This is a genomic window from Polynucleobacter sp. GWA2_45_21, from assembly GCF_001830325.1.
GTDB lineage: Bacteria > Pseudomonadota > Gammaproteobacteria > Burkholderiales > Burkholderiaceae > Polynucleobacter.
The window spans coordinates 1-13,092 of the sequence record NZ_MHZG01000017.1 but is presented as its reverse complement, the minus strand read 5'-3'; the positions used below and the strand labels follow the sequence as shown (position 1 = coordinate 13,092).

Sequence of the window (13,092 nt, the reverse complement as noted above, 5' to 3'; positions counted from 1 at the left end):
TTTAAATTTCTATCTTCTTTAATTCTGAAATTGTAATTAAATGAGTTCAGTTACTAGAATTGCAGTGACTAGTTCTGGCCGATTTGAGTCATCTGAGTGAATTCAATCAATTTGGATCTTATCGACCCAAGGGAGACCTTGGAGGACAAGTCCAGTAACTCATCCCCCTAGTGTGTTACTACCTTGACCGATCCATCCACATATAGTTCTGCTGCATCATTTGGTTCATCATGTTCTGCTGCATACCCATGTATTGATCCATCATGTATTGGCGTTGCTTTAACTGCTCAGGTGTTAATTTAGAGTAATAGGGGCCCATACCATTCCAACCCATCATGTGTCCACCCATCATGCCGCCGTTACCACCACAACAACCCATCATTCCCGAACCCCACATGCCTTGCATCATATTCATGTTGCCCTGCATTGTGCTCCAGTGAGCCTGCATCAGCTTTTGCCTTTCTTGCGGATCTTGAGTTGCACGGATCTGATCCATCTGCTGTTGCATCTTTTTAAAGTTCTCTTGAATTTGAGCGGCTTGCTTATCAAACTCCGCTACATCAACATTTTTTTGTTGTGTCTGTGAGGCTTTAGTGCCTGCCCCTGCTGATTGCGCCAAAACGGGCGCACTTAATAAAACACCCAAACTTAAAATCGCAACACATCCTAGCTTTTTCATCTTAGTACTCCTTGAGTTAAATGCTGAATATTGACTACTGTCTAACTTCTTAATAACCGCAATCCATTTGCCACTACTAGCAAGCTCGCACCCATATCCGCAAATACCGCCATCCACATCGTGGCTTGCCCTGTAAAGGTAAGCACAAGGAAAATAGCTTTAATGCCAAGAGCAAGAACAATGTTTTGAGTCAGAATTAGAGCGGTTGATTTGGATAGCCGAATAAAGGTAGCAATCTTGCGTAAATCATCATCCATTAGCGCAACATCAGCAGTCTCTATCGCAGTATCGGTTCCAGCCGCCCCCATCGCAAATCCAATACTTGCTCTTGCTAAAGCGGGGGCATCATTAATGCCATCTCCAACCATGCCTACCTTTAGATTGGGATCCTTTTTTAGGCGACTGTCAATTATTTTGAGCTTATCTTCAGGCAATAAATTACCCACAATTTCATCGACACCCACCTGCTTACCTATTGCCTTGGCGGTGTGCTCATTGTCACCAGTGAGCATGATGGTAGTCACACCTAATTGGTGAAGCCCATCAATAGCCTGCTTGCTTGTTTCTCTAACAGTATCGGCTACCGCAATAATGGCTAGAACCTCTGTTTGGTTGGTAAGCAATACGGCCGTTTTGCCTTGCTGCTCGAGTGGTAATAAACGATTCTCAATATCATCAGAGCACAAACCCAATTCTTCAATCAGTCGATGATTGCCAAGGTAATACAAATTACCCTCAATAACGCCTTTGACACCGCGACCCAGAATCGCCTCAAAGCTATCTACAGTCATTAAATCATTCTTTTGCTCTTGATTAGCATGGGCAATTGCTAGAGATACGGGATGATCAGATCGTGCTGCAAGACTGATGGCAATTTCGTGAATATGCTTGTCATTGCCACTTAATGCAAAAAAATCCGTTTGTGCAGGCTTCCCGTAGGTGAGGGTCCCTGTCTTATCTACTGCCAAGACCTTCATGCTCCGTCCTGCTTCTAAAAAAGCGCCTCCTTTAATTAAGATGCCTTTTCTTGCGGCAGATGCTAAGCCACTCACAATCGTTACTGGTGTTGAGATCACTAAGGCACAAGGACATGCAATTACTAGCATAACCAACGCCTTATAGATCCACTCTTGCCATGACTGCGCCATTAACAATGGAGGCAAAACAGCAACCAATACTGCAAGCAAGAAGACCGCTGGGGTATAGATCCTAGCGAATTGATCGACAAAACGCTGGGTGGGCGCACGACTTCCTTGCGCCGCTTCTACTGCATGAATAATTCGAGCTAGCGTTGAATGAGTCGCTTCTGCAGTAACTTTGTATTCGAACGATCCCGTCTGATTGATCGTTCCTGCAAATACCTCATCGCCAACTATCTTATCGACGGGTAGGCTCTCACCCGTGATTGGCGCTTGATTTACTGCCGAGTTACCACTTATTAATATGCCATCTAAAGCTATTCGCTCTCCAGGACGCACTCGAACTAAAGCACCTAAAGCAATAGCCTTAACATCTGTTAGCACCCAAGAGCCATCGGCTTGCTGAACGGTTGCGGTTTCAGGGGTGAGGTCTAATAAGCCACGAATCGCATTGCGAGCACGATCTAATGACTTGGCTTCAATTACTTCAGCTAGAGTAAATAAGAACATCACCATGGCGGCTTCTGGCCAACTTCCAATCGCCATCGCGCCTGTGACTGCAATTGACATTAAGGCATTGATATTGAGATTGCCATTCTTTAATGCAATCCAGCCCTTTTTATAAGTGGTAAGGCCCCCTGAAGCAATTGAGGCGATTACTAGAGCAATGACAATCCACTGATTACCAAGTTGCAGCAATTCCATGATTTCAGCCAAGGTTGCAGTGATACCTGCAATAGCCAATGGCCACCAATTGGTTTTAGGCATAGGCTCAAGTGAGCTGTCCTTTGTAGAAGTCTCACCAATTTGTAGCACCGCCTGCATTCCAATTGAACCCAAAGCGGACTCGATAGCGTCAAGTGAGTTGAGATTGTGACCAACCGTGAGCATCCTTTGCATTAAGTTAAAATCCAGCGACTCAATGCCGCTTACACTCGCTAGCTTTTTACGAATAAGCGCCTCTTCAGTTGGACAGTCCATATTTTCAATGCAATAGATGGCCTTATTCTTGCTCGGCATCTCAGAAGCCTTTGTCACAGGAGTTGATGCAGAACAGCTACAGGAGGTATTGCATTCGCTCATAGCGGAAACCTAAATGATGAAGACATAAAACATTTAACACCCTATAGTAACTATAGAGTCAAGGGATTAGAATAAAAATGTAAAAACTTGGAGGTCAAATGAGAATTGGTGAACTAGCAACAGCCACAAGCACTCAAGTGGAAACTATTCGGTTTTATGAACAAGAGGGTTTGTTAGCAAAACCGGCTCGATCTGAGGGTAACTTCCGAATCTACGGGGATCAGCACCTGCAACGCCTTACATTTATTCGCCACTGCCGCTCGCTGGACATGACCTTAAGTGAAATTCGTCAATTACTTCGCTTAAAAGATTTGCCCGATGAAAACTGTGATGCAGTAAATGAATTGCTTGATGCCCATATTGAAGGTGTAAGCAATCGAATTAATGAGCTACGCCAACTTGAGCGACAATTAAAGCTGCTCAGAAAACAATGTCATGCGAATCAGGACTCAGCACATTGCGGGATCTTAAATAAATTATCGCTACCCGTGAAGTAAAAAAGAGGTGACACTACCGCCTCTTATTAGCCGAAAGCAGTCATCGGCCTTTTGCCGATTTACCAATAACCAATCGTTAACACCCAAGGAACCCTGTCTAAAGCCAATTCGACATTTTTAAGCCCGTTGGGAACAATAGACAATATTGGGTCGTTGTGAGTGGGAATGTTAAGCACTGATTAGCCGTGAGCGTCTCGAAACACGACGGTTGTCGGGTTAACCGACATAGTAGGATGCCGTTAGCAATGGACCGATAACGACCCAAAACCAACTATAGATGGGCGCTGTCTTTACTATTCAGCGAGGTTAATCCAGATCATTTAGGGCGACCCAGAGTACAGACTAGATTGAGCTGATTTAGGCTATAAATTAAATCCTGCTGTAATCACTTTCGCTTTTATCTTGATAACTGCTATAGCCTTAGCTCCCTTGGGAATAGCGAAATTACCTTTCACTTCCAATTTGCCTCCATTAGGCAGTAGCTCATAATCTTTTTTATCTGATCCAATTAAGACTGTCAGCTTTGCGGTCCCACCATCTATAGGTATCGGTTTACCGTGGTCCGTCAAATACAGCGATAGGCTATCAGGCTTTGCAACCAATTCAACATCAATGTCCTTAGCCTCTACTATGACACCGCCATGCATTGGCTTTAAATCATGGCCGGCTCCAGCATGGGCTGGACCAATAAAACTGATTAGCAAGGTTGCAATCACCATCATTGATTTCATATAAACCCCTTTAAATTAAAATACTTCGTTAGTTTTCATATTGCTCAAGGCTATTTCAGATGCTTTTTTCCCGTAAAGCCAAAACATGGCTGGCGTTAAAAAGGTATCCAATAAGGTAGAGCTGATGAGCCCGGAGAAAATAACAACTGCTACTGGATGCAATATCTCTGTACCAGGACGCTCTGCTTCAAATAACAATGGTGCCAAGGCAAAAGCTGTGACCAAAGCTGTCATTAGTACAGGACTTAAGCGCTCAATTGATCCGCGAATAATCATTGCCAGACTAAACGATTCACCTTCTGACTGCATCAAATTTAAGTAATGGCTAATTTTTAAGATTCCGTTACGCACAGATATTCCTGCTAGCGTGATAAATCCTATTAATGCAGCAATCGAGAGTGGCTGGCCTGAAATCCACAAACCAATCACTGCTCCGACCATAGCTAAGGGAATGTTAGACATAATCATTAAAGATAGGCGCATGGACTTATAGCGGTTATTTAAAACCGCAAACATCAAAAGAAATGATCCAATCGATAGCAAACCAATTACTTTAGATGCCTCTTCTTGCGCTTTAAATTGACCATCTAAAGTAATAAAGTAACCCTCTGGAAGAGTCTGATTAGAGATCACAGTTCTAATATCAGCCACGATATCTGACAGGGCACGCTTGGAGGCATTAGCCGATAAGACAATTCTTCGCTTACCGCCGTCTCTGCTAATTTGATTTGGGCCATCCCCATCCTCAATGCTAGCAATTTTGGAGAGTGGAATTTTTCCATTTGGCGTATCAATCAAGATATCAGCAAGCCCTTCTAAATTTCTTGCTGAGTCTGGTAACTTGATCACTAAGGCAAACCGTCGATTACCCTCAATAATTTGCGAGAGCCTCTCCCCTTCAACCATGCCCTGCAAGGTGGCCATAATCTGAGATGTTGAAACTCCATATTGCGCCGCCTTATCGTAATCAATTCGGACCTTAATTTGTGGTGCTAAAACCTGCTTTTCTATTTCTAGATCAACTAAGCCTTCAATGCCTGCCAATTTCGATCTTAGAAGGTCGGCTTGGCTACGCAGCACGTCCAAATCATCGCCAAAGATCTTAATAGCAATTTGCGATCGCACTCCTGAAAGCATGTGATCTATTCGATGTGAGATTGGCTGACCGATCGCAATTGCAGCGGGTAAGTTAACTAATCTTGACCTGATATCTGCCTGTATCTCAGCCATGGAGCGATCTAAATCTCCCGCAGGCTTTAAACCAACATCTAACTCGCTCACATGTACACCTTCCGCATGCTCGTCCAATTCTGCGCGGCCACTCCTGCGTCCAACATAAGTCACTTCTGGAACCTGCCTGACTAACTTTTCTGCTTGGCTAGCTACGCCCGCCGATTCAGAGAGAGAGACACCAGGATTTAAACGCAATCCGATCAGTAAAGTCCCTTCGTTAAAGGGCGGTAAAAATGCGCTCGCCATAAAGGGAACACTGGCAGCAGCGACTATGACGGATGCAAAAGCATACATCAGAGGCTTTTTAGGCGCCGCCAATAACCTTGATAACTGAACCTCATAATGGCTTTTAAGCCAAGTGACAATCTTTGTATCGTGATCCCTCAGGGACTGCATTGAGGGCAGCAAGTAAAAGCAGAGTACTGGCGTGATAGTGACTGAAACTAAAAGCGATGCAAGAGTAGAGACTATAAATGCAATACCCAAAGGCACAAATAGTCGCCCCTCTATACCTGGTAATGCAAATAATGGGATGAATACCAAAACGATGATGGCTGTAGCATAGATAATTCCGGTTCTTACCTCAAGCGATGCGGCTCTCACAATCGCTAGTGGACTTAATTGGTCTAAAGATGCTTTATCTAGATTTACTCTAAGGCGACGAATTACGTTTTCCACATCAACTACTGCATCATCAACCAGGCCGCCGATTCCAATGGCTAAGCCTCCTAAGGTCATCGTATTAATTGATAAACCAAAGTACTTAAAAACTAGGGCAGTTAAGAGAATTGAAACTGGAATTGCTGTTAATGAGATGAGGACCGGGCGAATTGTTCCTAAAAAGAAATACAGCACTACAGCAACAAAGATTGATGCGCCAATCAGCTTACCCTCTAAAGTGCTAATGGATGCATCAATAAAGCTCGCCTGCCTAAATGTTACTTTTGGAGCTTCCATGCCAGTTGGCAAGCCCTGCTTTAATTCTGCAATAGCCGATTCAATCTTTTTTGTTAGCGCTACCGTATCTGCTGAAGGTTGTTTTTGTACACCTAGAATGACTGCTGGCCCACCTTCATAACCGGCATCGCCTCGCTTAACTGCTGGTGCAAAAGTAATATCTGCAACTTGTCTTAAAAGTATTGTTTGTCCATTGCGGTTCGATACGGCAATGTTCTTTAAATCTTCAAGGCTAGAGGTTCGCCCTATATGACGAATAAGATACTCACGATTATTGGACTCAAGAAATCCACCAGACGTATTTGCAGAGTAGCCCCGCAATGCATCTTCAATCTGCAATATGCTAAGGCCTAGCTCCGCCATACGGCGAGTATTGGGTTGCACTTGAAACTGCCTGACTTGCCCACCTATAGGAATGACTTGCGCTACCCCGGGGATAGCCATCAATCTGGGTCGCAAAACCCAATCAGCATACTCGCGAACCTGCATGGATGAAATCTTAGATTCATCAATCGGAATGGCAATTTGCATAATCTCACCCATGATCGAACTAATGGGCCCCATGCGCGAAACAATGCCATCCGGAATTGCTCCCTCCATAGATGACAGTCTTTCTGAAACCATTTGTCTGGCGCGATAGATGTCTACAGTCCAGTCAAAAGTAACGTATATGAAAGAGAGGCCGGCGCTAGATACTGAGCGAATAGCCTCTACTCCCGGTAAACCATTCATAGCCGTTTCGAGTGGGAATGTAATGAGTTGTTCAACTTCTTCTGAAGCCATTCCGCCAGCCTCGGTCATGATGGTGACAGTAGGCTTATTCAGATCGGGAAAGACATCCACAGGCATCTTGCTTAAGGTGTAGGCACCATAGAACATAGATATAGCACCGAGCAAAATCACTATCATGCGATTTTTTAAGCTGAAATCTAATAACCAAGTAAACATGTCTTAATCCTTAACGAATTTGATTGATGAGGGATGCCCCATCAGTAATGACTCGTTCACCATCTTTAATACCACTAGTAATAACAATGCTCTGACCATCTAAAGGCTCATATACAACTGTTCTTGGCTCAAATATTTCTGGGGACTTTTTAATCCAGACAATTGTTTGGTTCGAGCTGCTTTTGACTAATGATTTTGAAGGCGCCTTTACTCCAGTGATCTTGCTATCGGTATTTACAAATACTCGAATGGGCTGACCTATGGGTAAAAATTGGAGATCGTCCGATTTAGCAGAAAAAGTTAGAGGTAAGGCTTGCTCTCTGAGGGTCTGTCCACCACCAAGATACTTGAGCTCAATCACTTTGCCATTGACATCCACCTTGCCATCAGCAATGTTCTTACTCAGACTTGAATCGTAGGCAAGCGCTTCTATTAATAGCTTGGATGGATTAACGACCTCAAAGATTAGATCTCTTGCTTGCACTACTTGGCCAGATACGACACCCGTAGTAGAAATAATTCCGCTGACTGGGGCTCTTAATTCTTCATTAGCAACAGCGGCTTCTGCCTCTTCAATAGTCTTACGAGGGACCGTATCGCTCAGATCTCGCAAACGCTTTAGTCGACTTTCCGCAAGTGATCTTGATTTTCCTGGGCCAGCCTCTGGCGTTACATACGCCAAGACATCGCCTTTACTAACCTTCTGTCCGGGCAATGGAAAACCAGCTGGTCCCGGCGTAATACGGCCAGCAACAATCGCTTGCACCTTACCGCCAAAGTTAGGATCCATAATGACTTTTCCAGCTAAATCATAGGTTTTGGCATATTCGCCGAACTGGCCAGGAGCTGTCATCACGTGTAACTGGCGTTGCGCAGGCTTGGGAATAAAAAGACTGCCGTCCGACTGTCTTTTAGGGGCGTCACCTTGAACTTGGGATACTTCCGACTCGCCATGACCCGGCCCAGCATAAACCTTAAAAGCAAATAGCGCCACAGATAAACTAATGAGGACAATGGGGCGAAATACAAAATCTCTCTGTTTGCGATTCATACCCGCTCCTTAATTTGTTTGATTAGTTTTTTTGTATTCGTCATCAACACCTCTTTCTTGCGATAAGACAAATAGGCAATTGCCATCAAGAGGCTGAAATAAAGCAAGATCTTTATTGCTGATTTCCAAGTGATCAATGAGGAGCGCTCAAAGGAACTTAGATCTATAGTGGCTGCTAGTATGTCGGTAACATCATCATTAATCGTGATGGTGATCGCAGTAGGCTGATCTTTAATTTTATTTTTTAGGCGAAAGAGATACTCTCCATCGCCATGAGGCTCTGAACTAATTTTAGAGCCCTCAAGCTCAATTTCAACCTTGGCTCCTTTGACCAATTCATTGGAGGAGTAGCGATCTAGGTAGAGCGTGATTTCCTTGCCGTTAATCACTCCTACCGCCTCATAGAGATCAGATTCAGCATAAAAGCGAGGTAGTGATTGAGTTTGTGCAGTGGTGGGTTTTTCCTCCCCATGACCAGGACCTGCATAAGTTGCCGATGCGATCGTCAGAAATAGCGCAATTAATAGTTTTGACGCCCACTGACTATATTTGTTCAATAAATTCATAGTTAAAGTGACCTTACTCTGGTAACAGGCCAAGGGCCTGTCGTAAATTTGAAACTGAAACTGCGTAATTGATTTTTGCAATTGCAGCCTGCCTATTTGCATCCACTGCTTCTAGCTCAATACGTAGTCTTGTGGGCAAATCGGTTTCACCAAAGCGAAATGATTTGTCAAAAAATTGACGTGTTTCATTGGCTAAGTTAGACCTCTTATCTGCAGCGCCAAGCTTCATTTTTGCCGACTTCACTAAAGCCACATTTGACTCCACATTACTTAATGCAGACTCTCGCTCATAGGACAATCGAACCTCTGAATCGACCATCTCAGCAGTAGCACTGGCCAATCTATTGGTATTGCGAGCATCAGAGCCAAAAGGAATTCTTAACCCAACAGCAACTGATTGCTGATACGGAACGCCATAGACTTCACGGCCCTTAGTAGTCCATATTTGCAATTGTGGGGAAGCCCGAGTTTGAGACTTTGCTAGGTCAACTGCTTTTTTAGCAACCTCTAACTGATCTACAAGGGCTGCAACGATTGGCAAACTAGAATCTAGTCCTGACAGGTTTTCAGGAACCTTAGGTAGCGGTTCAATATTTTTAGCAATGTCACCGAATTGAATTTTCTTGAGATACTCACTTCCTAATAAAGTACGCACCCTTTGCTCAGCATTAATTACGTTGGCCTGCGCTTCGACCAAAAAAGCTTCTGATGATGCGAGGGCACCATTGGCCTGATGAAGATCAGCGCGAGATAAGTCTCCAGCCTTAAATCTCTTTTCAACATCAAGAGCTAAGCTCTTTGCATTCTCATTTCTGCGTAGCGCTAAATCAGACTCAATTTTTGATTTCTGGTAATTCCAATAGGCATCCCTTACTTCAGCTGCAATTCTCAATTGGGATAGATAGTATTGAGACAAAAGCTTTTTATATTCAGCATCCGCTAAATTAATTGAGCTTGACCGCTCATTCCATAACCACAGGGGGATATCTAAACCCAGTATGGTTTCACTAGCGCCTTGATTGCTGTTAGTTCTATCGGTCTTTTGCGACACTTCAACCGAAGCTGGGCTTACCAAAAGGCTGCTAGCAATTTTTTGCTTAGCAAGCGCGGCCTCTACTCGATACTGATAGGACTTGTAGTCAGGTTGGCGCTCCCATGAAGATTCATAGAAGGACTTTAAGGTCGATCCACCTTTGAGCTCGGCATTAGCCAGCGCTATTGGCGATCCCAATATAAATACCAATCCAGTAAATTGAATGACGCAGCGACGAACTACGCCCGAATACTCTCGCAACATAAAAACTCCATTTGTTTGTTCAAAACAGAGTTAGCGAGAGGAGAAGAATTAGGTTAAGGCTCTCGCTAACTTAGGCGAGAGCGAGCCAATTGGGTTTTTCGGGGCGGTGAGGAGAAATATCGACTAAAAACTCTACTCGTGCATCTTCATAATGAAAGATGGTAGAGGTAACTGAAATGCTAAAAGTGGAATGCAATGCTGGAGAATGCGCCAAATGACAGACCCCACAATCAGAATCGTAGCTTGCAGAATCGCTAGCAGAGGCAATGCTGACTGGCTTCTCATGCTCGTGATGTGAAACATGAGAAGCTGCTGCCTGCTCTTCTTGGCAGTAAGCAGAAACCGTAGCATAAGATGTTTGTATCGATAAAGCTAGCAGGGCCAGAATTATCAGGATTTTTCTCATTAGCTAATTACAGCATATTTCTTCGTATTTTGCATTTAGAGCTTTTCCATACAAGTCAAATGGATTAATCACTCACATAGCTGCTGTAATGCCACAACCCCCTGAATACCCAATGACTTGGTGGAAGAGGCGGCTCAACAACTTCAGAAGGTCTCTTAGTGGCCGATAGCTCCCATTCCAAGTGTCGGTTAACCCGACAACATAAGCGTCCGGAAACGCGACACTCCAACAAGACGCTGTCGAAACCAATCAACCTCCACTTCAAGCCAATTGAACCCACAATGCCGCCCGTCAAAACCACTGACACATTTCTTGGGGTTGGCATGAATGTAGAGACCGATCAGGGCAATGAGCATCTCAAGAGGCTTGTAGCTTAACTTCAGATTGAAGCTTGGGCGACCACCATGTTTGTCGGGTAAACCGACAAACTACACCCTCTGATTATCTATTCAGAAAACAAGGTTGGCTGCAATAAAGAAAGGATGGAAAATTGCAATTCCAGGCAAGGGAATCAATGTAAATATTTGTATTAAAAATCTGTGGCCATACTAAGCATAAATAGTGATCGCCCCCTAAACACAAAGTTATTGGCTCAATTTTCTAAAATATTTTTTTTAAGAACATGAGTTACTCAGAAATTTAAAGCTCCATTTTTGTTAGTTATGAAATATTAGATAAAAACATTCATCCCATCAAAAGCAACCTCGTGCTTAATCTCTTTAAGCATACCCAACATATCATCACTCATATGAGTAAGAATGAGCCGCTTTGGTTTAATTTTAGGCAAATTTTGAACAATAGAAGCTAAATTTAAATGGTATGGAATCAATTTATCAAAAAAGTATGCCTCTGCAATAAAAATATCCGCCTCTTTTCCCACATGAATTAAATCATCCGTCCATTCAGTATCCCCAGTATATGAGATCACCTTCTCCCCGGCTGTCAATCTATAGCTTAAGAATGGGCCATTTAAAATACCATGCTGCGCTTGGTAAGATTCCACAACGACATTATCGATATTAATTTTTTCTCCAGCATTTATTTCAACCAATGAAAATTCAAATTTGAGTTTAGTTTTAGATGATCCAGGAAAACTAACCTCCATTACTTTTTTATACCAATTAGCCAGGCCATTTGGTCCAACAATTGTTAAGGGCTTTTGTCGTTTAGAAAAAAATTGCGAATCAAGAATAAAGAAGGGAATTCCACCAAAATGATCAGCATGAAAATGGGTGATGAAGATTGTCTGAATATCATTCAAGTTTATTAAATTTTTCTTTAAAGCTATTAGCGATGAAGCACCGCAATCAATCAAAAAGTTAATGTGACTGCCAGTTACATGAAAGCAAGTATTAAATCGCCCACCACTGCCAAAAGCATCGCCCGAGCCAATGAATTGAAGTTTCATGTTCCTCCTAGAGCCATTCAAAAAAAGTAAAAGTAGCGTAAAATCTTAACAAGTAAGCGCATTTAAAAAAGTAAGTTTTGTTGGCCCATATATAGATAAGTTGATTGACTTCCTGCTGGAAGGATAACAAATAAAATATAGGGCGCCTACCCTAAAGAGGCCATTAATTGAGGCCAGCGTTAATGCCAATTGAAATGGTGAAAGAGGCATATTCCCCCAGTTCATACTAAAAATTTAGAGATGTAACTATATGACTCATAGGAACGATATTAATAAATTTAATTCTGAATATCTCAAAGGTCTAATAGCAAGCCTTGGCGTTGTTATTTGCTGGACAGGATTCAATGTAATCTCCCGTCTTGGAGCTAAAACTGAATTTACCCCATATGATCTTGCCGCACTTAGATTCGGAGTTTCTGGAGCCCTTACTTTGCCAGCCTTCTTATGGCTGATTCCATTTAAAAATTGGCCAAAATATTTTGCACTTGCAGTATTTGGCGGACTAGGATACGGTCTTTTTATATATTCCGGATTCTCGTACGCTCCAAGCGCACATGCTGGGGTTTTTGTAAATGGCGGCATTCCTTTTTGGGCGGCATTATTAGTTGGTATCAACTCTCATTTTAAGATGCCACGAAATTTACTTATTGCCTTTTTAATATCATTAACAGGTCTATTAATGATTGGCTTTAGCAGCCTTTTTAGTCAGCAAGCTCCCATGGAATGGCTTGGATCGTGCAGCCAAGGGCTTCCAGCCTAACAGCAAAATGAACTGTAATATGCCGGTCAGAATGCATATAAGAGCAGTAATAACGCTGACTGGAAAAAGTGTCCAAAGCAAAAAGGATGCGGCACTTAATGCCACCGCAAGAGCTGCAAATGATTTATTGCGAAACTGCTTTAATCCTACAATAGCATTTGCGGTAAAGCTTGGGATCACTCGACCACCAATCATGATTTCGATCATCACAATTAAAAATAATGATGAAATCAAAGGGGCATTACTATCAATGCTCATATGCCCATAGGCAGACATATAGAACAGCCCATTCAATACTCCCAAAACACTAAGAATCAGGGGCAGGAATAGATTTCTC

13 protein-coding genes are annotated in these 13,092 nt (G+C 43.0%); 2 read left to right on the top strand and 11 right to left on the bottom strand.

The features are described 5' to 3' along the window. Positions 1–178 precede the first annotated feature (178 nt). On the bottom strand, positions 179–679 hold the full coding sequence (locus A2X74_RS10565; protein ID WP_215346988.1) for a hypothetical protein: 501 nt from the start codon (positions 677–679) through the stop codon (positions 179–181). A 41-nt stretch (positions 680–720) separates the two neighbouring features. Further along, the gene (locus A2X74_RS10560; RefSeq protein ID WP_293624814.1) at positions 721–2,901 is read right to left on the bottom strand and encodes a heavy metal translocating P-type ATPase; all 2,181 of its coding nucleotides are present in this window, start codon (positions 2,899–2,901) and stop codon (positions 721–723) included. A gap of 98 nt (positions 2,902–2,999) precedes the next feature. On the opposite strand from A2X74_RS10560, the gene cadR reads away from it, so the two are divergent. Continuing rightward, a complete protein-coding gene (gene cadR / locus A2X74_RS10555) occupies positions 3,000–3,398 on the top strand; it encodes a Cd(II)/Pb(II)-responsive transcriptional regulator (protein ID WP_015421828.1) in 399 nt (132 codons plus the stop codon). Between the two features lie 362 nt (positions 3,399–3,760). On the opposite strand, the gene A2X74_RS10550 is transcribed toward cadR, so the two are convergent. The 8 genes from A2X74_RS10550 to A2X74_RS10515 all read right to left on the bottom strand — a co-directional run bounded on the left by A2X74_RS10550 (position 3,761) and on the right by A2X74_RS10515 (position 11,995). Next, a complete protein-coding gene (locus A2X74_RS10550; protein WP_015421829.1) occupies positions 3,761–4,129 on the bottom strand; it encodes a hypothetical protein in 369 nt (122 codons plus the stop codon). A gap of 15 nt (positions 4,130–4,144) precedes the next feature. Then, on the bottom strand, positions 4,145–7,267 hold the full coding sequence (locus A2X74_RS10545; RefSeq protein WP_015421830.1) for an efflux RND transporter permease subunit: 3,123 nt from the start codon (positions 7,265–7,267) through the stop codon (positions 4,145–4,147). A gap of 10 nt (positions 7,268–7,277) precedes the next feature. After that, positions 7,278–8,318: an HlyD family efflux transporter periplasmic adaptor subunit gene (locus tag A2X74_RS10540; RefSeq protein ID WP_015421831.1), complete on the bottom strand. Its 1,041-nt coding sequence runs from the start codon at positions 8,316–8,318 to the stop codon at positions 7,278–7,280. After that, a complete protein-coding gene (locus A2X74_RS10535; RefSeq protein WP_015421832.1) occupies positions 8,315–8,884 on the bottom strand; it encodes a hypothetical protein in 570 nt (189 codons plus the stop codon). Before A2X74_RS10535 ends, A2X74_RS10540 begins: the two co-directional genes overlap by 4 nt. A 13-nt stretch (positions 8,885–8,897) precedes the next feature. Continuing rightward, on the bottom strand, positions 8,898–10,181 hold the full coding sequence (locus A2X74_RS10530) for a TolC family protein (RefSeq protein ID WP_015421833.1): 1,284 nt from the start codon (positions 10,179–10,181) through the stop codon (positions 8,898–8,900). Between the two features lie 70 nt (positions 10,182–10,251). Then, positions 10,252–10,587 (bottom strand): hypothetical protein, encoded by a 336-nt coding sequence (locus A2X74_RS10525; protein ID WP_015421834.1) that lies wholly within the window; start codon positions 10,585–10,587, stop codon positions 10,252–10,254. A gap of 64 nt (positions 10,588–10,651) precedes the next feature. Then, positions 10,652–10,912: a hypothetical protein gene (locus A2X74_RS10520; protein WP_293624828.1), complete on the bottom strand. Its 261-nt coding sequence runs from the start codon at positions 10,910–10,912 to the stop codon at positions 10,652–10,654. A gap of 345 nt (positions 10,913–11,257) precedes the next feature. Further along, positions 11,258–11,995 (bottom strand): MBL fold metallo-hydrolase, encoded by a 738-nt coding sequence (locus A2X74_RS10515; RefSeq protein ID WP_293601041.1) that lies wholly within the window; start codon positions 11,993–11,995, stop codon positions 11,258–11,260. 250 nt (positions 11,996–12,245) lie between these two features. Between A2X74_RS10515 and A2X74_RS10510 the strand changes: the two genes are divergently transcribed. After that, positions 12,246–12,755 (top strand): DMT family transporter, encoded by a 510-nt coding sequence (locus tag A2X74_RS10510; protein ID WP_293601040.1) that lies wholly within the window; start codon positions 12,246–12,248, stop codon positions 12,753–12,755. Here A2X74_RS10510 and A2X74_RS11015 read toward each other — a convergent pair. Continuing rightward, on the bottom strand, positions 12,672–13,031 hold the full coding sequence (locus A2X74_RS11015) for an NnrS family protein (protein WP_363925361.1): 360 nt from the start codon (positions 13,029–13,031) through the stop codon (positions 12,672–12,674). The two genes, A2X74_RS10510 and A2X74_RS11015, sit on opposite strands and share 84 nt — an antisense overlap. Positions 13,032–13,092 lie beyond the last annotated feature (61 nt).

Excerpts from the sequence above, each read along its gene's own strand:
- A2X74_RS10565 (WP_215346988.1), bottom strand. The coding sequence starts at position 679 with ATGAAAAAGCTAGGATGTGTTGCGATTTTAAGTTTGGGTGTTTTATTA.
- A2X74_RS10560 (WP_293624814.1), bottom strand. The coding sequence starts at position 2,901 with ATGAGCGAATGCAATACCTCCTGTAGCTGTTCTGCATCAACTCCTGTG.
- cadR (WP_015421828.1), top strand. The coding sequence starts at position 3,000 with ATGAGAATTGGTGAACTAGCAACAGCCACAAGCACTCAAGTGGAAACT.
- A2X74_RS10550 (WP_015421829.1), bottom strand. The coding sequence starts at position 4,129 with ATGAAATCAATGATGGTGATTGCAACCTTGCTAATCAGTTTTATTGGT.
- A2X74_RS10545 (WP_015421830.1), bottom strand. The coding sequence starts at position 7,267 with ATGTTTACTTGGTTATTAGATTTCAGCTTAAAAAATCGCATGATAGTG.
- A2X74_RS10540 (WP_015421831.1), bottom strand. The coding sequence starts at position 8,318 with ATGAATCGCAAACAGAGAGATTTTGTATTTCGCCCCATTGTCCTCATT.
- A2X74_RS10535 (WP_015421832.1), bottom strand. The coding sequence starts at position 8,884 with ATGAATTTATTGAACAAATATAGTCAGTGGGCGTCAAAACTATTAATT.
- A2X74_RS10530 (WP_015421833.1), bottom strand. The coding sequence starts at position 10,181 with ATGTTGCGAGAGTATTCGGGCGTAGTTCGTCGCTGCGTCATTCAATTT.
- A2X74_RS10525 (WP_015421834.1), bottom strand. The coding sequence starts at position 10,587 with ATGAGAAAAATCCTGATAATTCTGGCCCTGCTAGCTTTATCGATACAA.
- A2X74_RS10520 (WP_293624828.1), bottom strand. The coding sequence starts at position 10,912 with ATGCCAACCCCAAGAAATGTGTCAGTGGTTTTGACGGGCGGCATTGTG.
- A2X74_RS10515 (WP_293601041.1), bottom strand. The coding sequence starts at position 11,995 with ATGAAACTTCAATTCATTGGCTCGGGCGATGCTTTTGGCAGTGGTGGG.
- A2X74_RS10510 (WP_293601040.1), top strand. The coding sequence starts at position 12,246 with ATGACTCATAGGAACGATATTAATAAATTTAATTCTGAATATCTCAAA.
- A2X74_RS11015 (WP_363925361.1), bottom strand. The coding sequence starts at position 13,031 with ATGTCTGCCTATGGGCATATGAGCATTGATAGTAATGCCCCTTTGATT.